Source organism: Gordonia sp. YC-XJ4 (assembly GCF_059511865.1).
In genome coordinates, this window is record NZ_CM183447.1 from 2,509,276 (window position 1) to 2,530,757 (window position 21,482).

21 protein-coding genes are annotated in these 21,482 nt (G+C 67.5%); 15 read left to right on the forward strand and 6 right to left on the reverse strand.

Annotated elements, in window-relative coordinates; translation table 11 throughout:
- Positions 1 to 27: 27 nt before the first annotated feature.
- On the forward strand, positions 28 to 792 hold the full coding sequence (locus AC5ZH6_RS11085; RefSeq protein ID WP_014359806.1) for an HAD-IIB family hydrolase: 765 nt from the start codon (positions 28 to 30) through the stop codon (positions 790 to 792).
- Between the two features lie 36 nt (positions 793 to 828).
- Here AC5ZH6_RS11085 and AC5ZH6_RS11090 read toward each other — a convergent pair whose 3' ends face one another.
- Entirely contained in the window at positions 829 to 2,580 is a 1,752-nt protein-coding gene (locus AC5ZH6_RS11090) for an alkaline phosphatase D family protein (protein ID WP_288335814.1), read from the reverse strand.
- Between the two features lie 268 nt (positions 2,581 to 2,848).
- Here AC5ZH6_RS11090 and thyX point away from each other — a divergent pair, with 268 nt between their 5' ends.
- The 5 genes from thyX (at position 2,849) to AC5ZH6_RS11115 (ending at position 8,361) form a co-directional block, all read left to right on the forward strand.
- Positions 2,849 to 3,601, forward strand: a complete 753-nt coding sequence (gene thyX / locus AC5ZH6_RS11095) for an FAD-dependent thymidylate synthase (RefSeq protein ID WP_288335815.1) — start codon at positions 2,849 to 2,851, stop codon at positions 3,599 to 3,601.
- A gap of 109 nt (positions 3,602 to 3,710) precedes the next feature.
- Positions 3,711 to 4,619 carry a 4-hydroxy-tetrahydrodipicolinate synthase gene (gene dapA / locus AC5ZH6_RS11100; protein ID WP_006371401.1) on the forward strand — a complete coding sequence of 303 codons (909 nt, stop codon included), beginning with the start codon at positions 3,711 to 3,713 and terminating at the stop codon, positions 4,617 to 4,619.
- 377 nt (positions 4,620 to 4,996) lie between these two features.
- A complete protein-coding gene (locus AC5ZH6_RS11105; protein ID WP_496169207.1) occupies positions 4,997 to 6,631 on the forward strand; it encodes a ribonuclease J in 1,635 nt (544 codons plus the stop codon).
- Positions 6,632 to 6,831: 200 nt separating this feature from the next.
- Positions 6,832 to 7,656: a tyrosine-protein phosphatase gene (locus AC5ZH6_RS11110; protein WP_288335818.1), complete on the forward strand. Its 825-nt coding sequence runs from the start codon at positions 6,832 to 6,834 to the stop codon at positions 7,654 to 7,656.
- Between the two features lie 69 nt (positions 7,657 to 7,725).
- Positions 7,726 to 8,361 (forward strand): TIGR03085 family metal-binding protein, encoded by a 636-nt coding sequence (locus AC5ZH6_RS11115; protein ID WP_006371404.1) that lies wholly within the window; start codon positions 7,726 to 7,728, stop codon positions 8,359 to 8,361.
- Between the two features lie 160 nt (positions 8,362 to 8,521).
- On the opposite strand, the gene AC5ZH6_RS11120 is transcribed toward AC5ZH6_RS11115, so the two are convergent.
- Complete coding sequence (locus tag AC5ZH6_RS11120; RefSeq protein WP_288437032.1) at positions 8,522 to 8,863, reverse strand: hypothetical protein; 342 nt, start codon at positions 8,861 to 8,863, stop codon at positions 8,522 to 8,524.
- On the opposite strand from AC5ZH6_RS11120, the gene AC5ZH6_RS11125 reads away from it, so the two are divergent.
- Positions 8,847 to 11,678 (forward strand): FtsK/SpoIIIE family DNA translocase, encoded by a 2,832-nt coding sequence (locus tag AC5ZH6_RS11125; protein ID WP_288335823.1) that lies wholly within the window; start codon positions 8,847 to 8,849, stop codon positions 11,676 to 11,678. The genes AC5ZH6_RS11120 and AC5ZH6_RS11125 overlap by 17 nt on opposite strands.
- Positions 11,679 to 11,693: 15 nt before the next feature.
- On the opposite strand, the gene AC5ZH6_RS11130 is transcribed toward AC5ZH6_RS11125, so the two are convergent.
- Complete coding sequence (locus AC5ZH6_RS11130; RefSeq protein WP_006371407.1) at positions 11,694 to 12,125, reverse strand: MmcQ/YjbR family DNA-binding protein; 432 nt, start codon at positions 12,123 to 12,125, stop codon at positions 11,694 to 11,696.
- A gap of 266 nt (positions 12,126 to 12,391) precedes the next feature.
- Between AC5ZH6_RS11130 and AC5ZH6_RS11135 the strand changes: the two genes are divergently transcribed.
- A complete protein-coding gene (locus AC5ZH6_RS11135; protein ID WP_006371408.1) occupies positions 12,392 to 13,381 on the forward strand; it encodes a TerC family protein in 990 nt (329 codons plus the stop codon).
- Between the two features lie 48 nt (positions 13,382 to 13,429).
- On the opposite strand, the gene AC5ZH6_RS11140 is transcribed toward AC5ZH6_RS11135, so the two are convergent.
- The 3 genes from AC5ZH6_RS11140 to AC5ZH6_RS11150 form a co-directional block, all read right to left on the reverse strand.
- Positions 13,430 to 14,467: a DUF3558 domain-containing protein gene (locus AC5ZH6_RS11140; protein WP_006371409.1), complete on the reverse strand. Its 1,038-nt coding sequence runs from the start codon at positions 14,465 to 14,467 to the stop codon at positions 13,430 to 13,432.
- Positions 14,468 to 14,650: 183 nt separating this feature from the next.
- Positions 14,651 to 14,938 (reverse strand): YciI family protein, encoded by a 288-nt coding sequence (locus AC5ZH6_RS11145; protein WP_265077903.1) that lies wholly within the window; start codon positions 14,936 to 14,938, stop codon positions 14,651 to 14,653.
- Between the two features lie 55 nt (positions 14,939 to 14,993).
- Positions 14,994 to 15,527 carry an amino-acid N-acetyltransferase gene (locus AC5ZH6_RS11150; RefSeq protein WP_006371411.1) on the reverse strand — a complete coding sequence of 178 codons (534 nt, stop codon included), beginning with the start codon at positions 15,525 to 15,527 and terminating at the stop codon, positions 14,994 to 14,996.
- A gap of 209 nt (positions 15,528 to 15,736) precedes the next feature.
- On the opposite strand from AC5ZH6_RS11150, the gene pgsA reads away from it, so the two are divergent.
- The 7 genes from pgsA to AC5ZH6_RS11185 all read left to right on the forward strand — a co-directional run bounded on the left by pgsA (position 15,737) and on the right by AC5ZH6_RS11185 (position 21,430).
- Positions 15,737 to 16,441, forward strand: coding sequence for a CDP-diacylglycerol--glycerol-3-phosphate 3-phosphatidyltransferase (gene pgsA / locus AC5ZH6_RS11155; RefSeq protein WP_014359812.1), 705 nt, complete (start codon positions 15,737 to 15,739; stop codon positions 16,439 to 16,441).
- A 273-nt stretch (positions 16,442 to 16,714) separates the two neighbouring features.
- The gene (locus AC5ZH6_RS11160) at positions 16,715 to 17,062 is read left to right on the forward strand and encodes a helix-turn-helix domain-containing protein (protein WP_006371414.1); all 348 of its coding nucleotides are present in this window, start codon (positions 16,715 to 16,717) and stop codon (positions 17,060 to 17,062) included.
- Positions 17,063 to 17,319: 257 nt separating this feature from the next.
- Complete coding sequence (locus AC5ZH6_RS11165; protein ID WP_006371415.1) at positions 17,320 to 18,135, forward strand: PspA/IM30 family protein; 816 nt, start codon at positions 17,320 to 17,322, stop codon at positions 18,133 to 18,135.
- 8 nt (positions 18,136 to 18,143) lie between these two features.
- Positions 18,144 to 19,418, forward strand: coding sequence for a glycosyltransferase (locus tag AC5ZH6_RS11170; protein WP_211545124.1), 1,275 nt, complete (start codon positions 18,144 to 18,146; stop codon positions 19,416 to 19,418).
- Complete coding sequence (locus AC5ZH6_RS11175) at positions 19,409 to 19,603, forward strand: DUF3046 domain-containing protein (protein ID WP_006371417.1); 195 nt, start codon at positions 19,409 to 19,411, stop codon at positions 19,601 to 19,603. Before AC5ZH6_RS11170 ends, AC5ZH6_RS11175 begins: the two co-directional genes overlap by 10 nt.
- A gap of 238 nt (positions 19,604 to 19,841) precedes the next feature.
- Positions 19,842 to 20,885 (forward strand): recombinase RecA, encoded by a 1,044-nt coding sequence (gene recA / locus AC5ZH6_RS11180; RefSeq protein ID WP_006371418.1) that lies wholly within the window; start codon positions 19,842 to 19,844, stop codon positions 20,883 to 20,885.
- A gap of 83 nt (positions 20,886 to 20,968) precedes the next feature.
- Positions 20,969 to 21,430, forward strand: coding sequence for a regulatory protein RecX (locus AC5ZH6_RS11185; RefSeq protein ID WP_006371419.1), 462 nt, complete (start codon positions 20,969 to 20,971; stop codon positions 21,428 to 21,430).
- Positions 21,431 to 21,482 lie beyond the last annotated feature (52 nt).

Below are 21,482 nucleotides of genomic sequence, written 5' to 3' on the forward strand. Positions count from 1 at the left end.
TCCACACAACAGAGGTGAGACACGACGATGACGGTGACCTTCGGCGATCACGACTATGCGCTGGTGATGTTCGACCTCGACGACACGCTCGCGCCGTCGAAGAGTCCGCTCGACGATGCGATGGTCGAGGTGTTGCGGCGGCTGCTGCAGCGGTCACTGGTGTGCATCATCTCCGGGGGGCGCTACGAGCAGTTCCGCGCCCAGGTCCTCGACCGGATCGGTGGCGTCGAGGAAGTCGCCAACCTGCACCTGATGCCCACCTGCGGCACCCAGTACGTCCGGTACTCCGCCGGACAGTGGGAGACCGTGTACGCCGAGGACCTCACCGACGACGAGAAACAGCGCACCCTCGACGCCCTGGAGACCGGCGCGAAGGAACTCGGGCTCTGGGAGACCGAGACCTGGGGCCCGATCCTGGAGGACCGCGGCAGCCAGATCACCTACTCGGCGCTGGGACAGTCGGCGCCGGTGGACGCCAAGAAAGCCTGGGACCCCGACGGCGCGAAGAAGGAATCGCTGCGGGCCTATGCCGCCGAACGACTTCCGGATCTGGAGGTCCGCAGCGGCGGGTCGACATCGGTGGACGTGACCCGCAAGGGCATCGACAAGGCCTACGGCGCACGCAAACTCATGGAGATGCTCGACCTGGGCCTCGACGACATCCTGTTCTTCGGGGATCGGCTCGACGAGGGTGGCAACGACCGCCCCGTCCAGGACATCGGCATCACCTCCGTCGCGGTCGAGGGCTGGGAGGACACCCACGCCAAACTGGTTGCGCTGCTCGACAACTGAGCCACCGACCCCGATCGGGACACGAATCGAGGGGACTCAGTCCAGGGGCGACGCGGCCGGTTGCACGCGTGGTGATCCGGCGGTCACCCGGTACGAGCGGCCGTGATACCGACCGGTCCGCGCATCGGTCTTGTCGGTGACGAACCACCAGTCCATCTGTGCCGCAGACGGCGTCACGGTCAGCACGGCATATCCGTGGGCGTCGAAGTCGTTCCACCGGACGTGCCGGTTGGCCGCCATCAGTGCCGGCGAGACCGCGGCACCCGCGGTGTGCTCGGGTACGCCGAGGATGTCGTCGATGTTGCTGGAGGTGACCGAGGTGACGACGAGTTCGGTTGCCACCGAACCGCTTCCCGGATAGTCGGCGGCATCGACCGGGATGTCACACGCCCATGACGAGTGGATGTCGCCGGTGATGAAGACCACGTTGGTCACCTTGTTCGACCGGATCGAGTCGAGCAGGCGCCGACGATCGGCGGTGTAGCCGTCCCACTGATCGGGATTGTAGGGCAATCCCTCGGCGGGCAGCCCGAGGGATTCGGTGAGGGCGGCGGTGGTGCGTGTGTCGAGCGGAGGCAGCAACACCGGTGCGATCATCACGGGATTGCCCACGATCTTCCATCGCGCCGCCGAGGACGCGAGACCGTCGGTGAGCCAACGCATCTGGGCGGCTCCGGTGATGGACCGGGCCGGGTCGTCGATGCGATTCGACGACATCGACACCTGCCGGTCGCGGTAGGTGCGCAGGTCGAGCATCGACAGTTCGAGCAACCGGCCGAAGCGCAACCGGCGATAGAGGTGGGTGCCCGAGTCGTCAGCGGCTGCGCGTACCGGCATCCACTCGTGGTACGCGCGTTCGGCGGCGGCCTTACGCGTCGCCCACGCGCCCTCGTCGGGCGAGTGGTTCTCGGCGCCCTCGGCCCACGCGTCGTTGGCGGATTCGTGATCGTCCCAGGTGCAGATCCAGGGCAGAACACGATGGAGCTCCGCGAGGTCCGGGTCGGTCTTGTACTGCGCGTGGCGGATTCGGTAATCGGCGAGGGTGACGATCTCGTGCCGCGGTGAATGTGTGCGCACCGCACCGGTTTTGCCGGTGTACTCACCGGTGCCGTACTCGTAGAGATAGTCACCGAGCGCGACGATGGCGTGCAGGTCTTGGTGGGAGCGCAGATGCCGGTACGCGCCGAAGTACCCGGCCTCCCAATTCGCGCACGAGACCACCCCGAAGCGCACCCGCGACACATCGGCGTCGGATGGCGGTGCGGTGCGGGTGCGGCCCACCGGCGACACCGCCCCGGTGGCCGGACCGGAGGTCACCCGAAACCGGTAGTGGTACTCGGTGGCAGGCGTGAGGCCTGCTGCATCGACCTTGACGGTGAAGTCGCGCTCGGCGAGGGCGTTCACCGATCCCGACGCGGCGACGGTCGCGAACCGCTCGTCGTGGGCGATCTCCCACCGCACGGTCGAACCTGCGCCGCGTCCCGAGCCCGGCAGCGCGTCGGAGGTCGCGGTGATCCGGGTCCACAGGATGACCCGGTCCGGCAGCGGATCACCCGAGGCGACGCCGTGGGCGAAGACGGCCGACGCCGCCGGCGTGGTCACCGGGGCGGCGACCGCGTGCGTTGCCCACGGGCCCGCGAGGGGGCTCGCCACGCACAGCGCGGCACCGGTCTGCAGGAGTCGTCGTCGCCCGAGCGGCCCAGAGGGGTTCGCGACAGAAGGGTTCGCGAGAGTCGGGTTGGCGGCAGTCGGGTTCGCGGGGGTCTGCGTCACGGGGGTCTGCGTCACGGGGCATCATTGTGCGGCATATCCGACATATCGCCACGGTCGATGCCGCGTGGCGCTCGCGTCGGCGCTGGTCGATGCGGCGATGACACCGACGCGACGTCGAGAATTCACCTGCTGCTCACCGGCTTGGCCGTCTCGCGTGCGGGGTGTGAGTCCGGTACGGGGTGCGCGGAATCGCCGAGGGCGCCGGTGGGAGAATCGATGACTGCGTTCCCCTCCTGCCGGGGGAGAGGCGATGACGGCGCGAGTCGTGTGGAGAGGAGGCGACGTGTCCGAGATGGTTCCGTTGCGGGTGCAGATGGTGGCCGCCACCGAGTTCACCGCGCCGTCGGACGTGCCCTGGACCACCGACGCCGACGGCGGCGAGGCCCTGGTCGAGTTTGCCGGTCGAGCCTGCTACCAGAGCTGGGACAAACCGAATCCGCGGACCGCGACCAATGCCGGCTACCTGCGCCACATCCTCGAGGTCGGGCACCTCTCGCTGCTCGAGCACGCCACGGTGACCTTCTACATCACCGGCATCTCCCGGTCGTGCACCCACGAACTCATCCGCCATCGGCACTTCTCGTACTCCCAACTGTCCCAGCGGTTCGTCCCCGAGCACGACTCGAACGTGTTGGCACCCCCGGCCATCAGCGGCGATGCGGAACTGGAGCGCTTGTTCATCGAGGCCACCGACGCCAGCCGCGCCGCCTACACCGAACTCCTCGCCGCACTCGAGGCCAAGTTCGCCGACGTGCCCAATGCGATCCTGCGTCGGAAACAGGCCCGGCAGGCCGCGCGGTCGGTATTGCCCAACGCCACCGAAACCAAGATCGTCGTCACCGGCAACTATCGTGCGTGGCGCCACTTCGTCGGGATGCGCGCCACCGAGCACGCCGACGTCGAGATCCGCCAGCTCGCCGTCGAATGCCTGCGCCAGTTGATGCAGGTCGCGCCGACGGTCTTCGGTGACTTCGAGATCGGCACGCTCGCCGACGGCACCGAGGTCGCGACCTCACCGTTCGTGCTCGAGGGCTGAGGTCCTCCCGTACAGCACCGGCGGCCCACAAAGTGCTGGTGGCGTGCCTTTCTGCGACACGTAGTGCCCATTGGCCGCGGGCCACGGCGCCCCGGTAATCTTGACCACCATGAGCGCAACCGAGTCGCAGCCACAGGCGCACCCGTTCGGGACCAACGTCGTGGCGATGGTCACCCCTTTCCGTCCCGACGGTTCGCTCGATCTGGACAAGGCCGCCGAGCTGGCCGACCACCTGGTCGGCAAGGGTTGTGACGGACTCGTGGTCAGTGGCACCACCGGTGAGTCGCCGACCACCACACCCGACGAGAAGATCGAGCTGCTGCGCACCGTTCTGGACGCGGTGGGCGACCGCGCCCGCATCACCCAGGGCGCGGGTAGCTACGACACCGCAGAGAGCATCCGCTTCGCGCAGGCCTCGGAGAAAGCCGGCGCGCATGGTCTGCTCGTCGTCACGCCGTACTACTCGAAGCCGCCCCAAGCGGGTCTGCTCGCGCATTTTCGCGCCGTCGCGGACGCGACCAGCCTGCCCGTCCTGATCTACGACATCCCGCCCCGCTCGGTGGTGCCGGTCGCCAACGAAACGATGCTCGCACTCGCCGAACACCCCCGGATCAAGGGCGTCAAGGACGCCAAGGGTGATCTGCATTCGGCCGCGGGACTGATCGCCTCCACCGACCTCGAGTACCTCTCGGGTGAGGACGCGCTCAATTTGCCGTGGCTGTCGATCGGCGCGACCGGCTTCGTCAGCGTGATCGGCCATCTCGTCGCAGATCGCTTGCGCGACATGCAGATCGCCGTGGAGAAGGGTGATCTGCAGACCGCCAGATCGATCAACATCACCATGCTCCCGCTCGTCAACGCGATGGGACGGCTGGGAGGGGTGACCATGGTCAAGGCGTCGTTGCGCATCCTCGGACTCGACGTCGGGGACCCACGCCTCCCGCAGGTACCCGCCGACGGTCCGCAGATCGAATCGCTCATCGCCGATCTGCGCACGGCCGGATTGCTGGACCGATGACCGGCCCCCAGCGCCGCCGCAGCGCCCGACGCCAGGCCGGACCGCCCGAGCCCGCACCCGCCACCGATACCGCCGCCTCACCGGCCCCCGCCTCGTCTGCCCCCGGCTTGCCCGCCGTGGATGCCCCGATGGCCTCAGCGTCTGGCGGAGGGCCCGAAAGTGCGGCTGCGCAGCAGGATTCGGCCCGCCACGCCGCGTCGGCGCCGGCGGAGAACCGAGGTGGGGGTGAACCCCGCCGGTCTGGCCGGCACGAGCGCCGCGACAACGCGCGAGGTGCACGAGGCGGTGGTGGTGGCCGGGATCGCGGCACCCCCACGCCGCCGGCACCAGTCGATCGACTCGGTACGCCGCGTCGTCTACCGAAGGGCGCGTTGCGTGTGGTCGCCCTCGGTGGCATCGGTGAGATCGGCCGCAACATGACGGTGTTCGAGTACAACGGCAAACTGCTGATCGTCGACTGCGGGGTGCTGTTCCCCGAGGACGCGCAGCCCGGCGTCGACCTCATCCTCCCGGACTTCCGCTACATCGAGGACCGGATGGACGACGTCGAGGCGGTCGTCCTGACCCACGGGCACGAGGATCACATCGGTGCGGTCCCGTTCCTGCTGCGTCTGCGTGGCGACATCCCCGTCGTCGGATCCAAGTTCACGCTGGCACTCGTCGCGGCCAAGTGCCGCGAACATCGGTTGCGTCCCAAGCTCATCGAGGTCCGCGAAGGCGAGCGGACCACGCACGGCCCCTTCGAGTGCGAGTACTTCGCGGTGAACCACTCCATCCCGGATGCGATCGCCGTCGCGATCCGGACCCCGGCCGGACTGGCCCTGCACACCGGCGACATCAAGCTCGACCAGCTGCCGCTCGACGGCCGACTCACCGACCTCGCCGGATTCAGCAGACTCGGCGATGAAGGCGTCGATCTGTTCCTCGTCGACTCCACCAACGCCGAGGTGCCGGGATTCGTCACCCCCGAGCGGCAGATCGGGGGAGTGCTCGACCAGGTGATCGGCAAGGCGCGTGGCCGGGTCATCGTCGCCTCCTTTGCCAGCCACGTGCACCGCATCCAACAGATCATCGACGTCGCGCACACCCACAACCGCCGGGTCACCTTCGTCGGCCGCTCGATGGTCCGCAACATGCAGATCGCCCAGGACCTCGGTTATCTGCACGTGCCCGACGGTGTCGAGGTCGACATGGACACCGCGGCAACCCTGCCCGACCACCGGGTGGTGCTGATCTCCACCGGATCGCAGGGTGAGCCGCTCTCGGCGCTGTCGCGGATGGCCCGCGGAGAGCACCGGCAGATCAACATCCGCTCCGCCGACCTGGTTGTCCTCGCGTCGTCGCTCATCCCCGGCAACGAGAACTCGGTCTTCGCGGTCGTCAACGGCCTCGCGAAGCTGGGCGCCACGGTCATCACCCAGCAGAGCGCCAAAGTGCACGTCTCCGGCCATGCGTCGGCCGGCGAACTGCTCTATCTCTACAACGCGGTCCGGCCGAGCAATGCCATGCCGGTGCACGGCGAGTGGCGTCACCTCCGCGCGAACGCCGCGCTCGCCGAGGCCACCGGGGTGAACCCGGATCGGGTCATGCTCGCCGAGGACGGCGTCGTCGTCGACCTCGTGGACGGGCAGGCGCAGATCGTCGGCCGCGTCCCGGTCGGCCATGTCTACGTCGACGGTCTGTCCGTCGGTGACGTCGGTGAATCGACGCTGTCGGAACGACTCGTTCTCGGCGAGGGCGGGTTCATCGCGATCACCGTCGCCGTCGACTCCACCACCGGGCGTGCGGTGAGCACCCCCGAGGTTTCCGGTCGCGGTTTCTCCGACGATCCGGACGCCCTCAAGTCCGCCGCCGACCTCGTCGATCAGGTGCTCGACACGCTGGCCGCCGAGGGCGTCTCCGACACCCACCGCATCGCGCAGGGCATCCGCCGGACGGTGGGCCGGTGGGTGGCCGACACCTATCGGCGCCGACCGATGATCGTGCCGACGGTGCTCGCCGTGGGCGACTGACCGCGACTGACCCGAACGCGTCGATCTGTCGAGACTCCTTGCGTGTCAACGACTCCGGAATGTCCGACATGTCCGACGCGCGACCATCCGGACGTCCCCCCCGGTTCATCCGGCGCTCTCCTCACCGTTCACGCGCCGGTGGTAGCCTCCCGCGTGATCGCCGCCGGACGGGCGGCGGCCGGACGGGCAGGAGTGGCGTGGTGACGGTGATCGGCGAGCGGTATCGGTGGCACGTGCGTGCCGTGGCGGTGGCTTGTACGGTGTTCGGGATCTTCGCCCCGGCGGCGACCATCGCGGCCCCCGTCGGCGCCGCCCCGCCCGCGGTGTCGACGCCAGCGACCCCGCAACCGCAGGCAGTCGACCTCGGCGGGGTCACCAACGCCCGAACGTTGCACGACTACCGCACCGCCGACGGCGCGGGCATCACCGACAAGGTCATCCGCAGCGCGAACCTCTCCACGATCGACGACCGCGGGATCACCGAGCTCCGGCGGCGCGGAGTCCGCACGATCATCGATCTGCGTACCGCGTTCGAGACCCGGCTGCAGCCCGACAAGTCCGTGCCCGGCACCGCGGTCGAGTCGTTCGACGTCCTGCGGACAGCACCGACCACCGACCTCATCGACATCGGTTCCGCGTATCGCCAGTTCGTGGTGAACCCCGTGGCGCGGCAGGCGTTTCGCGATTCACTGCTGTCCATCCAGCGCACGGTCGCCGACGGTGGCGCCGTGCTCTTCCACTGCACCGCCGGCAAGGACCGGACCGGTTGGCTCGCCGCAGTGCTGTTGACCATCCTCGGGGTGGACCGCTCGGTCGTCGACGCCGACTACCTCGCCAGCAACCGGTTCCGGCACGCGTCCGCCACGGACCCGCTCAACGGCGTGAACCTCGGACTGCTCGACACCGCCTTCGGTGCGGTGCGCACGACCTACGGAAGCTTCGACAACTACGTGCATCACGGGCTGGACCTGAGCGACGCCGATGTCGACGCGCTGCGCCACACACTGCTGATCCCGGCTCGCTGACACCGGCCCCGCCGCGATATCGGGGCGCGGTGACCGACGGTCGCCGGCCGCAGCCAGTAGCGTTGGGGAGTGAGCTTCGCACAGGATGAACGCCGTGCCCTTGTCGACTCGATGCGTGAGGTGGGGCCGGACGCGCCGACCCTCTGCGCCGGATGGACCACGCGCGATCTCGCCGCGCATCTCGTGGTCCGGGAACGCAGGCTCGACGCCGCACCGGGAATTCTGATCAAACCCCTCGCCGGATACACCGAGAAGGTGCAGGCGTCGGTGGCCGCCGACACCGACTGGGACAAACTGCTTGCCGACCTCGCCTCCGGTCCACCGATCTTCTCACCCATGCGCCCACTGGACCGGTGGGCGAATCTGGCCGAGATGTTCATCCACCACGAGGACGTGCTGCGCGGTGCCGCCGACCCCGACAGTGAGTGGGTTCCGCGCGTCCTCGACCCCGGACTCCAGGACGCTCTGCGCATGCCGTTGCGGTCGATGAGCAAGATGACGCTGCGCTCGATGCCCGCTCGGGTCACGCTGCGCAGCACCGACGGCGCTGACCTCGCCTCGGGCGGTAGCGGAGAGCCGGTGACGGTCACGGGTACGCCCGGGGAGTTGCTGCTGTTCGCCACGGGGCGGACACCGGTGGCGGTGACCTTCGACGGCGATCCCGGACGGATCGATGCGGTGAAGGCGGCGGCCCACGGCTTCTGATCGCCGCACTGTGCTGTTCTCCCTCTGAGTGGCTGTTCTCCCTCTGAGTGCGGCGGCTTCCGGAACGGGACGGTACCGAAACCGCCACGTCGCGGGTCACGAATTCGACACGCGCCGGTGTTGCCGGTGTTGCCCGTGTGACTGAGGTGATCATTGCCGACTAGTCTGTCGGCATGGCTTCGAGAGCGAGCACTGGCACGCGCACGTCCGCATCCCGTGCGTCGGGGGGGTCCTCGTCCGCACGGTCAGGGACATCGGCGCGGTCACGTACGTCGGCGTCGGCTTCCCGGTCGAAGAACGGCGCGAGCGCCAAGGCGACCTCCAAGTCCGGGAAGGCGAGTTCGGCCGGCACGCGTTCGACCCGGTCGGGTGCGCGCAGCGCCACCGCGGGCAAGACACGCACGTCGGGCACCTCTCGTGGGACGTCGCGGTCGAGTGCGGCCGCGTCGGCCGACATCTCGCGGCGAAGCTCGGGTGCGGGCGCGGTGGGTGCTGTGGGCAAGGGTGTCGGCAAGGGCATCGGAGCCGGTTGGGGACTCCTGGCACGCGGAGTCGGTGGTGTCGCCCGTGCGGGCTCGGGGCGCCGGGGACCGTCGAACCGGGATACCGATCTCGATGACTTCCACGACGACGACCTCCACAACGACGACCTCCACAACGATGACTTCTACGACGACGACGTTGAGGCAGCCGCAGAGTACGACGATCCCGATCTCGGCGCCGGCCCCCGTGGCGGACGACGCGCAGGCGACCGGCGTGCACAGCGCGACCGCGCGTCGGCCACCGGCGACGTCGGCGGCCACACACACCGGCGCGATGGTGTGGCCCTCGGGTTGCTGGCGCTCGCCGTGCTCATCGCGGCGGGAGTGTGGTTCGGCGCCGCCGGTCCTGCCGGTGCCTTCATCAATGCGCTGATACGTGCGATCGTCGGGTCGTTGGCGGTCCTGATCCCGGTTGCACTGGTCGCTGCGGCGATCATCCTGATGCGACGACCGCCGAACCCGGTGCGTCGGGGCCGCTACATCGGTGCCGCGCTGCTCATCGTGTTGCCGTTGCTGGGACTCATCCATCTGGTGGCGGGGTCGCCGACCGATCTCGACGGTCGATCGAGTGCCGGCGGGTTCCTCGGGTTTGCCGTCGGCACGCCGCTCACCGCCGGCGCCACCGCGTGGGTGTCGGTGCCGATTCTGTTGTTGTGCATGGCCTTTGGTGTTCTCGTCATCAGTGGTCGGACGGTGCGTGACGTGCTCGACGCAGTGCGCACCTACCTCGGCCTGACCGCAGGTGTCGACGACTGGGACACCGACGACGAACTGCCATGGGACGCCGACGTCGATCTGGCCGACGACCCCAGCTCCTATGACCCAGACGCCTATGACCCCGACGCCTACGATCGTGACGACTTCGGGTCCGACGATCGGTTCGGAGGGGCGTCCGCACGACGCGGTCGTCCCGTGGGCGACCCGGGTTACTCGCCCGATCCCTACGACAACTACCCACCGGATCCGAACGCCGAGAGCCCGCGGCGCGCACGTCGATCTCGTCGTCCGGCACCGGTCAGTGCCGGCGACGTACTGGCGTCGGCGACGACGGAGAGTTTTGGCGACGACGCCACCACCGATCCGTTCGTCGACGAGGTCACCGAACCGCTCGGTGAGCCATCGGCGCCGCGGCGCGCGCGCAACCGGTCCACCGCCCGGGCAACCTCGGATACCGCCAAGCCCACACGTGCCACGCCGCCCGCGGCGACTCCGCCTGCCCCGGCGCCGACCCCCGTCGACGACGACGCGGACGAGCCGTTCACCGTCGAGCCCGCCGACGGCGACTATCGGCTGCCGCCGACCACGCTGCTGATCGAGGGCGACCCGCCGAAGCAGGGGAGCAGCTCGAACGAGGACATGATCGACCGTGTCACCGGTGTTCTCGAGCAGTTCAAGATCGACGCCGCGGTCACCGGTTACACGCGTGGGCCGACGGTCACCCGCTACGAGGTCGAACTCGGTCCGGGGGTCAAGGTCGAGAAGATCACCGCCCTGCAACGCAACATCGCCTATGCGGTGGCCACCGACAACGTGCGACTCCTCGCGCCGATCCCGGGCAAATCGGCGGTCGGTATCGAGGTACCCAACTCCGACCGCGAGATGGTGCGTCTTGCCGACGTCCTCACCGCGCCGTCCACCCGCAAAGACGGCCATCCGCTGGTGATCGGCCTCGGCAAGGACATCGAGGGTGACTTCGTCAGTGCGAATCTCGCGAAGATGCCGCACCTGTTGGTCGCCGGCTCGACCGGGTCGGGTAAGTCGAGCTTCGTCAACTCCATGCTGGTGTCGCTGCTCACCCGGGCCACCCCCGAACAGGTGCGGATGATCCTCATCGACCCGAAGATGGTCGAGTTGACGCCGTACGAGGGTATTCCGCACCTGATCACCCCGATCATCACCCAACCGAAGAAGGCTGCGGCCGCATTGGCGTGGCTGGTGGAGGAGATGGAGCAGCGCTACCAGGACATGAAGGCGTCCCGGGTGCGTCACATCGACGACTTCAACGCGAAGGTGCGTTCCGGTGAGATCACCACGCCACTCGGTTCCGAGCGCGTGTACAAGCCGTATCCCTACATCGTGGCGATCGTCGACGAGCTCGCCGACCTGATGATGACCGCCCCACGTGATGTCGAGGACGCGATCGTGCGTATCACCCAGAAGGCCCGCGCCGCGGGTATTCATCTGGTGCTGGCCACCCAGCGTCCGTCGGTGGACGTGGTGACGGGCCTGATCAAGACCAACGTGCCCTCCCGGCTGGCCTTCGCGACGTCGTCACTGACCGATTCGCGCGTCATCCTCGACCAACCGGGCGCGGAGAAGCTCATCGGCATGGGCGACGGACTGTTCCTGCCGATGGGGGCGAACAAACCGATCCGCATGCAGGGCGCGTTCATCACCGACGAGGAGATCAGTGCCGTCGTCGACTACGCCAAGGAGCAGGCCGAGCCCGAATACACCGAGGGCGTCACCGCAGCCAAGGCCGGCGACAAGAAGGACATCGATTCCGACATCGGCAACGATCTCGACGACCTGCTCCAGGCGATCGAGTTGGTCGTCAGCAGCCAGTTCGGTTCGACCTCGATGCTGCAGCGAAAACTGCGTGTCGGCTTCGCCAAGGCCGGACGACTCATGGATCTGATGGAGACCCGAGGGGTCGTCGGTCCGAGTGAGGGATCCAAGGCCCGTGAGGTGCTGGTGAAACCGGAGGATCTGGCCGGTGTCATCGCGTCGATCAACGGCGGTGGGGATCAGGACGGCGACACCGCGCCCGAGTAGAACCGGGCCTGCGTCTCAGGAGTCGCCGTGCGCGGCGAGCCAGTCGCGTGCGCGTCGCGCCGAGGCCCGTGACAGCCAGGCATCGGTGACGATCTCGGTCAGCTCGTCGACCGAGATCTCACCGATCCGTGACGTCCGCAGCAGCACCGACGGGTGACCGTCGAAGTGCGCCGTCGTGAAGAACGGCGACCTCGGGTCCTGCACCAGCGCCTGCTTGTCGGCCTCCGAGGGCACCCATAGCACGACGACGTCGTCGTATCGGTGGCCCGACTCGTCCACCGCGTCCGGGCGCGGCGTACGGAAGAACACGAAACTCTTGCCGCCGACCTGATAGATCGGACGATCGGGATCGTCGTTCGCCTCGGTGACGTGCGGCATCGACCGGGCCGCGGTGTGAAGGTCATCCACGGTGGCCGCGCGGGACCGGTGTCGCGCCATGACCGCCATCGTAGGGTGCCGTCGGATCGGTCGCCGCTGTGATTCACACTTTCGGTTCCGCGCCAGCCGAACCGGTCGAAACGGACATCGTGTAGGGTGGTCGCAGATCGAAGAGGGGAGTATCCCCATCTCGCGGCGGGTCCGTCAATACGGTCGCGGATTCCGAAGGTGCCGATCACCTTCGGACCGTGGCCCGGATCCCCGGTCGTCCATCGGCGGGAGAGACCTCTGGCATCGCAACCATCTTTGTGCTGCGCGCTGGAGGTAGATCGCTCATGCAAGTCTCGACCACGATGTGGATCATCACGTGTCTGGTGATCCTGGGTCTGTTCGTCTTCGATTTCTTCGCCCACGTCCGGGTTCCGCATGCTCCCTCCCTCAAGGAGTCGGGCATGTGGTCGGCCATCTACATCACGATCGCCGTCATCTTCGGCGGATTCGTGTGGTGGAAATGGGGATCGACCTACGGCGGTGAGTATTTCGCCGGGTACGTCACCGAGAAGGCACTGTCGGTCGACAACCTGTTCGTCTTCGTCATCATCATGTCGAAGTTCGCCGTGCCGAAGGAATACCAGCAGAAGGTGCTACTGCTCGGCATCGTCATGGCGCTGGTGCTGCGCGGTCTGTTCATCGCCGTCGGTGCCGCCGCGATCAACGCCTACAGCTGGGTGTTCTACCTGTTCGGTGCGTTCCTGATCTTCACCGCCATCAAGTTGCTGCGGGAGAGCGACGATCCGGTTGAGCACGAGGAGCAACGCGAATCGCGTCTGGAACGGTTCGTCAAGCGTGTCCTGCGCACCTCGGACACCTACGATGGCGACCGCCTGTTCACCCGGATCTCGGGCAAGCGGATGGCCACCCCGATGCTGTTGGTGCTCATCGTCATCGGCTTCACCGACATCCTCTTCGCCCTCGACTCCATCCCGGCGATCTACGGACTGACCCAGCAGCCCTACCTGGTGTTCACCGCCAACGCGTTCGCCCTGATGGGTCTGCGTCAGCTGTACTTCCTGCTCGGCGGCTTGCTCGACCGCCTGGTGTACCTGTCCTTCGGCCTGTCGTTCATCCTTGCCTTCATCGGCGTCAAGTTGGTGCTGCACGCATTGCACGAGAACACCCTGCCGTTCATCAACGGTGGCGAACACCTGTCGGTCCCGGAGATCTCCACCCCGCTCTCGCTGGGCATCATCGTCGGCACCCTGGTGATCACGACGATCGCGAGTCTGGTGAGTTCGCGACGACAAAAGGCGGTTCCGCCGGCGTGATGGGGACGGTGCGGTGCGGACCGCCATCGGTCCGCACCGCTTTCCACCTCATTGCGAGAGATGGTGTGCCACGGCGGCATCCAAGATCTCGGTCGTGAGGCTGCAGGTCGGACTGTAGGTCTCGTACGCCTCGACCATGTACTCAATGGTCTCGACCCGCTCGGGTGGCTTGCCGGGGTCGAGGATGTCGGTGCGATAGGAGACCTCGCGTCGCGCGACCGGATGCTCCAGGTCGACGAAGGTCCACCCCTTGCATCCGGTGGCGCCGTCGTCGCGAAGCTGTGCGCGGAAGCCACGCACCATGATGTCGCGGATCTCGCTGCGGCCGAATCGGATCACCGGATCGGGTGGACCCGGACGATGTGTCGAGACGGCGTCGACGAAGATCCCGTGATCGAAGTCTGCCGACGGTTCGAGGTCGATCCGGCACGTCGACCACCACCGCCCCTCCGGGATCTGCGCACGCGGATGGCGTGGACGCAGAAACCGTGCGGCACCGCACATGTCGATGCCCGAGAGACGTGAGGTGACCGGAAACGGCGATGCCGTGCGCAGCCGGAGGTCACGAGCCCGGGGTACCGCCGCGCGCACGATGTCGGTCAGCGCGTCGCAGACATCTCGCGGATCGGTCCCGGCGGACCGGTACGCGGAGAAGAAGACACCGAGTTTCGGGCTGTGGGTCACCGCGATCGAGCAATGCAGGCCGTCGCCACCGAGGCCGAAGCCGCCGTGAATCCGGGCGTCGACCCCCTCGATCGGCAACCGTGTGAAGGAATCCCCGCCGTACATGCGGGTGGGCGTCGGGGAGACCGACAGATGCGTGATCCTCGAGGTGGACTCGTCGAACCGCAGTTCGCAATCCTCCAAACTGCTGTCGAGGCCGACATCGTAGGGGCGATCGCCAACGATACGGGTGGTTGCCTCGACATCGAGGAATCCGCACGGGTCCAGCGCGGCGAAGTCCTTGAGGCGCGCGGTCTCGGCAGGGTCCCGCAGATCCAGTGCCCATGGTGGGTCGACGACGGCGACCGGCGACCCGGTGAGCGTCAGGGTGCAACCCGTGAGCGACACACCGATCGCGGTCACGGCGACGGCGATCCTCGCCGCGGCAGGCCATTCCCGGCGTCTGGGCGCACATCTCCACATGGGCGTCGATTCTCCACAGTGCGAGCCGGTGTGCGACCCGCCCGATCAGATCTGTGGACAACTCTCGGTGAGCAACTCGCCGGCGGTGCTGCGAACCGCTCGTGGTGCGGTCGGTCGCGCGAGTCAGTCGTCGAACGGTCCGTACACCTGGGTGAACTCGACGATGCGTACCGAGTCGACGGCCTGGTGTGCGTTGAAAGGGTCGTTGGCCATGAATGCCTCGGCAGCATCGATGTCGCCGGCGACCCGGATCATGATCAATGCTCCGGTGCCGTCGGGGTATGGACCGCTGAGGAGCACGTTGCCGGCCTGGTGCTCCTCCGACAGCCATTGACGATGGACGGCACGGTGGGCGTCGCGGATGGCCGCCTTGGCCGGCTCGTAGCCGTAATGCACCGCATAGATGGTCACGAAAGAATCTCCTCGCTCTGGTGAATGTGGTTCGACACGTTGGGGTTTCGGCTCATCATGTCGATTGCTCGGCGGCCGGCGCGTCGAGGTGTACCAGCATCCTGGTGTTGCCCAGCGTATTCGGCTTGACGTAGCTCAGGTCGAGGAACTCCGCGACACCCGTGTCATAGGAGCGGCACATCTCCTCGAACACCTCTCGGGTGACCGGTGTGCCCTCGATCTCACGGAATCCGTGCCGACCGAAGAACTCGGTCTCGAAGGTCAGCACGAAGACGCGTGCGAGCTGCAACTCTCGCGCCACATCGAGCAATCGCGCGACGAGCCGGTGGCCGATACCGCGCCCGGAGCACTGCTGATCGACGGCGACCGTACGAACCTCACCGAGATCGGCCCAGAGCACGTGCAGTGCACCACAACCCACGACGAGCCCGTCGAGTTCGGCCACCCAGAACTCCTGCACGGCCTCGTAGAGTGTGACGAGGTTCTTCTCCAACAGGATTCGCCCGGCGTACTGGTCGATGAGTTCCTTGATGCGGGGGACGTCGGAGGTCCGGGCACGACGGACGACGACCTCGCCAGGGGAGTTCATGGGTTCATCTTGCCCCCAGGACCGCCGGGCGCGTCACCGGGAGGCACGCTCTCCGACCGGTGGCGCGACGGGGCACCGGTGAGCGTGGCCCGCCCGCGCACGGATCCGCCGGTCGCCGAGCTCGCATCGGTCGATACCCTGGTGATCGTGCGAATGAACGACACGCGTCCGACGCCGAGTGCAGGAGTCGGCGCCCGGGACGCGGTCTCATGACCGATCGGATGCGCCGGGCGGTCAACGAACGCGGTCTCGCCGACGTCGGGCGGGGACCCGATCACATCACCGATCCCGTCGACCCGGTGCCCGTCGTCAACATCGCCAATGCGCTGACCGTCTTCCGGATCGTCCTGGTGCCGGTCTTCCTGGTCGTGCTGTTCATCGACGGTGGACATGACACCTGGTGGCGGGTCGGTGCCGCGGTGATCTTCGGCGTCGCCGCGATCACCGACCACATCGACGGCCGCCTGGCCCGTGGACGAAATCTGGTCACCGACTTCGGCAAACTCGCCGACCCCATCGCCGACAAGGCATTGATCGGTTCGGCGCTGATCGGATTGTCACTCCTCGGTGATCTGTCGTGGTGGATCACCGCGATCATCCTGGTCCGCGAACTCGGGGTCACCGCATTGCGGTTCTGGGTGCTGCGGCACGGGGTCATCCCGGCCAGCCGGGGCGGCAAGCTCAAGACGTTGTTGCAGGCCATCGGTATCGGGTTGTTGCTCTTCCCGTTGAGCGGGCCGTTACATCTGGTGGCGGTCATCATCATGTGGGTGGCCGTCGTGATCACGGTGGTCACCGGATTCGACTACGTATGGCAGGCGCTGCGCATGCGTCGTTCCGCCCGTCATCGGGCCCGCCGGACCGCATCGCAACGTGGCGCCCCGATCACCGAATCGGGTACGGAGCGTCACTGACCCGCCGCAGGTCCGTCATCGGCGCCAGCGGCCGGGCGGACATGCCCCGGCTCGCCTCCGGACAGACGCGGCGACGGCCACGGAATTCGACTACTGTCGTCCACACGCGCACCCAATGGTTTGCCCGCGCGTGAGCTTCGGGAACGACACACCCCCGTCGGGCGTTGAACAGCACGATGTTGGTTGACCAACACGATGTGGAGCCCTATCACGGGCGGTTCATCGGGCCGGTGGCGATGTTCGGATGTGCGAGACAGACAGGGAGGAAGCCCGATGGCAATGCTTTTGCGAGAGGCGCTCGGCGACAGCCTGCGTCGCGTTCGCACCCAGCAGGGCCGGACGCTGCGTGAGGTGTCCACCGATGCGCGGGTGAGTCTGGGTTACCTGTCCGAGGTCGAGCGGGGCCAAAAAGAGGCATCCAGCGAACTACTGGCCGCCATCTGCGATGCGCTCGAGGTGGAGATCGCCGATCTGCTCCTCGACGTCGGCACGGCCATGCGTCCCGACCATGCCGCGGCGCCGGCGGCCGAGGGTGCCGACCGGGAGGCGGCCATCGCGTCCAAGGTGGTCATCGCCGCACCCGAGGTGCGCGCCCACGCGACCGCGCTGGCCGCGGCCTGACGTCGCATCGTCGACAAACGCCTACTCGTCCACCCCGGGAGCGTGCGCGATCTGGCTCTTCGGCGCAGGTTGTGAGATGGCGTCGGCGCCAGATGTCCGGGTGGCCGAGCGACGTGAGGTGCGCGTGGCCCGCGACATCCGGGTATCCCCTGGGTAATCCCCCAACTGAATGCCGGACTGCCTCGCCCCACCGACCGAGACGCTAGATTGGTGTGCAGACCGACGCGAAACCGTTCTGAATGGAGCTGACGACAAGCATGGCGAACCCGTTCGTGAAGATGTGGCGCTATCTGATGGCCCTCGGCAACGCGAAGATCGACGAGAATGCCGACCCGAAGATCCAGATCCAACAGGCGATCGAGGATGCGCAACGGCAACACCAGGCTCTCTCACAGCAGGCGGCGTCGGTGATCGGCAACCAGCGTCAGCTCGAGATGAAGCTCAACCGCCAACTCGAAGAGGTCGAGCGGCTGCAAGCCAACACCCGGCAGGCGCTGACCCTGGCAGATCAGGCCAACGCCGCAGGCGATGCCCAGAAGGCGCAGGAGTACACCAACGCCGCCGAGGCCTTCGCCGCTCAGCTCGTCACCGCCGAACAGGGCGTCGAAGACCTCAAATCGCTGCACGATCAGTCCCTGCAAGCCGCGCAACAGGCCAAGCAGGCCGTCGAGCGCAACGCAATGATCCTGCAGCAGAAGCTCGCCGAACGCTCCAAGCTGCTCAGCCAGCTCGAGCAGGCCAAGATGCAGGAGCAGGTCAGCGCCTCCCTCAATCAGATGAGTGAGCTCTCGGTGCCGGGCAACACCCCGAGCCTCGACCAGGTGCGCGAGAAGATCGAGCGCCGCTATGCCAACGCGCTCGGTTCCGCCGAACTGGCGAAGAATTCGGTGCAGGGCCGGATGGCCGAGGTCGAGCAGGCCGGCGTGCAGATGGCCGGGCATGCGCGTCTCGAGCAGATCCGTGCCAGCATGTCCGGCGGTTCGCTGCCGACCGGGGGAGCGGCGTCCCCGGCGGCTCAGCCGGCACCGGGCCTGACGAAGCCGACCACCGAACCGCCGCAGACGGGCAACTGACGTCACCGTTGCCGCCGACGTCGTCCCCGGCGGCTCCACGGAAGGTCGCCATTGTCGCCGGTCCGGACGCCGGACATGCTTTTCCTGCCTTTGCTCTGGCAGAAAAGCTTGCCGCGCAAGGTATCTCATCCACGGTGTGGACAGGTGTCGTCTGGCACGAGGTGGCGCGTTCGCGAGGACTCGACGTCGCGGAGTTGCCGGGTCTGCGTGCACTTGCCACCGACGACGACTCCGACGCCGGTGCCAAGCTCGCCGCGCGTGCCGCGCGGATGGCCGTCGCGCTCGCTCCGGTGTTGGCCGCGCGGGGTACCGATCTGGTGATTTCCGACGTCATCACCGTCGGCGGCCTGTGGGCCGCGGAGTTGTGCGGGCTCCCCGCGATCGAAATGTCGCCACATCCGCTCTACCTGCCGTCGCGGGGACTGCCACCGATCGGCGCCGGGCTGAGCCCCGGTGACGGGGTGGGTGGACGGCTCCGCGACATCGCGCTGCGCACGGCGAGCAACGTCTCCGTCCGGGCCGGTGAGCGTCAGCGCGCGGCCGCACGGCGGGGGATCGGTTTGGCCGGGACACGGTCCGGCACAGCACGATTGATCGCGACCCTCCCCGCCCTCGAGGTGCCCCGACCGGATTGGCCGCCGCAGGCCCACATCGTCGGACCACTGCTGTGGGAACCCACCGACGTGATCGTCGAACCACCGTCGGGCACGGGCCCGTTGGTGGTGGTGGCGCCGTCGACCGCGGTGATCGGTGCGGCCGACATGCTCGCCGAAACGCTTGCAGGATTGTCTGAGCTGGCGTCGAGAAGTCCAGTGCGCGTGGTGATCTCGGCGCTCGACCCGCCAGGTGCCGCTGCGTTCGGGGCGCCCGGGCTGTCGGTGACCGCCGGCCTGGGACGGCAGGATCAGCTCGTCGCCCGAGCCGACGTGGTGGTGTGCGGTGGGGGGCACGGGATGCTGGCGAAGTCGTTGTCGGCAGGGGTCCCGGTGGTCACGGTGCCGGGCGGCGGTGATCAGTGGGAGTTGGCCAACCGTGTGGCCCGGCAGGGCGGTGGGCTGGTGGTGCGGCCGGTCGAGGGGCACGCGATCGCCGATGCGGTCGCCACGGTGCTCGGCGATCCGAGGTATGCGCGTGCCGCGGCGGCCGCCGCCGCGTCGATGTCGGATGTGGTGGACCCGGTTCGCGTGGCGTGTGATGTGTATCGTCGGTCGGTCGCCGGGAGCGCGCTCGGACGCGGCGATGGGTACCGGACGGACGGAGGGGAAGTGCCGCGATGCGATTGACCGAGTTCACCGAGTTGATCACCGAGGAATTCGGCACGATGTCGGCGGATTCGATCCTGTCCGATCATGTGCTCACCGAGCTCGGTGGGCGGACGGGCGCGCAGGCGATCGAGGCCGGCGTGGATCCGCGCGATGTGTGGGTGGCGATCTGCCGGGACTTCGACGTGCCACGCCACCGCTGGTAGAAGTCGCGCTGGTAGAAGTCGCCCGGCACCCGCGTGTCGGACTTGCCATCGAACACATGTTCACGCAATTCTGTAGGGGTGTGGAACCAACTCGGCACCGCGTGCGTCCAAAGCTCTCGTGAGGACGTGAACGGTTTTGTCGGACCCCGTCGCTAACGTCCTTCACGAATCACACCGATACCGACGACCCACCCGATGACCGCCGGAGTCCCCGGCGCACAGACACGAGGAGACAGCCATGGCAGCAGCGCCCCAGGACCGTGAGAAGGCCCTTGATCTCGCACTCGCGCAGATCGACAAGAACTTCGGCAAGGGCTCGGTCATGCGACTCGGCGAGGAGACCCGGCAGCCGATCGAGGTGATCCCGACCGGCTCGATCGCCCTCGACGTCGCGCTGGGTATCGGCGGACTGCCGCGCGGCCGTGTCGTCGAGATCTACGGCCCGGAATCGTCGGGTAAGACCACGGTCGCCCTGCATGCGGTCGCCAACGCGCAGGCCCAGGGTGGCATCGCGGCGTTCATCGACGCCGAGCACGCACTGGATCCGGATTACGCGGCCAAGCTCGGCGTGGACGTCGACGCCTTGCTGGTGTCGCAGCCGGATACCGGTGAGCAGGCGTTGGAGATCGCCGACATGCTGATCCGCTCCGGTGCCCTCGACATCCTGGTCATCGACTCGGTTGCCGCACTGGTCCCCAAGGCCGAGATCGAGGGCGAGATGGGCGATTCGCACGTCGGTCTGCAGGCCCGCCTGATGAGCCAGGCATTGCGCAAGATGACCTCGGCGTTGAGCAATTCCAACACCACCGCGATCTTCATCAACCAGCTGCGCGAGAAGATCGGCGTGATGTTCGGTTCACCGGAGACCACGACGGGCGGTAAGGCACTGAAGTTCTACTCGTCGGTGCGTCTGGACGTCCGTCGCATCGAGACCCTGAAGGACGGCACCGACGCCGTCGGTAACCGCACCCGCGTCAAGGTCGTCAAGAACAAGGTGGCACCGCCGTTCAAGCAGGCCGAGTTCGACATCCTCTACGGACAGGGCATCTCCAAGGAGGGATCGCTGATCGACATGGGTGTGGCCGAGGGCTTCATCCGCAAGTCCGGCTCGTGGTTCACCTACGAGGGCGATCAGCTCGGTCAGGGCAAGGAGAACGCCCGGAAGTTCCTGCTCGAGAACGACGACATCCGCGACGAGATCGAGAAGAAGATCAAGGAGAAGCTGGGCATCGGCGCGGTGGTCGACGCCGATGACGTCGCTCCGGCACCGGTGGAATTCTGACCGGCGCCGACGAACCCAGCGGCGCAACCGGCTCCAGCGGCGCAACCGGCTCCAGCGGCGCAACCGGCCCCACGGCGTGGGATGTGGCGCTGCGTCTGCTGGGTGTCCGGGCGCGGTCACGCGGCGAGATGCAGGAGCGACTGGTTCGGCGTGGCTTCGACGCCGACACGGTCGCCGATGTGATGCGGCGCCTGGATTCGGCGGGTCTGCTCGACGATGAGGACTTCGCCTCCGAGTGGGTGCGGTCACGCCACACCCACTCGGGACGCGGACGCGTGGCCCTACGTCACGAGCTCAAGGCCAAGGGCGTGGATGCGGCGACGATCGAGAATGCGTTGTCCGACATCGATCCCGAGGACGAGCGCGCCGTGGCCGGCCGCCTGGTCGCCAAGAAGCTGACTCCGCGGGTGCTCGAGCAGGTGGCCGATCGCGCCGAGCGGGACAAGCACTTTCGTCGGCTCGTGGGCATGCTGGTCCGCCGCGGATATCCGCAGTCCCTGGCGATCGACGTCGTCGGCGAGCACCTCGACGCCGCGGCGGAATGAACTCGGCGGAATGAACGCGATGTGCCGAGTCGGTAGAACAGCTCGATCAGTA

Coding starts and splice junctions, on each gene's coding strand:
- AC5ZH6_RS11135 (WP_006371408.1), top strand. CDS start 12,392: ATGCAAGTCTCGACCACGATGTGGATCATCACGTGTCTGGTGATCCTG.
- AC5ZH6_RS11175 (WP_006371417.1), top strand. CDS start 19,409: ATGCGATTGACCGAGTTCACCGAGTTGATCACCGAGGAATTCGGCACG.
- AC5ZH6_RS11165 (WP_006371415.1), top strand. CDS start 17,320: ATGGCGAACCCGTTCGTGAAGATGTGGCGCTATCTGATGGCCCTCGGC.
- AC5ZH6_RS11150 (WP_006371411.1), bottom strand. CDS start 15,527: ATGAACTCCCCTGGCGAGGTCGTCGTCCGTCGTGCCCGGACCTCCGAC.
- dapA (WP_006371401.1), top strand. CDS start 3,711: ATGAGCGCAACCGAGTCGCAGCCACAGGCGCACCCGTTCGGGACCAAC.
- pgsA (WP_014359812.1), top strand. CDS start 15,737: ATGACCGATCGGATGCGCCGGGCGGTCAACGAACGCGGTCTCGCCGAC.
- recA (WP_006371418.1), top strand. CDS start 19,842: ATGGCAGCAGCGCCCCAGGACCGTGAGAAGGCCCTTGATCTCGCACTC.
- AC5ZH6_RS11130 (WP_006371407.1), bottom strand. CDS start 12,125: ATGGCGGTCATGGCGCGACACCGGTCCCGCGCGGCCACCGTGGATGAC.
- AC5ZH6_RS11085 (WP_014359806.1), top strand. CDS start 28: ATGACGGTGACCTTCGGCGATCACGACTATGCGCTGGTGATGTTCGAC.
- AC5ZH6_RS11160 (WP_006371414.1), top strand. CDS start 16,715: ATGGCAATGCTTTTGCGAGAGGCGCTCGGCGACAGCCTGCGTCGCGTT.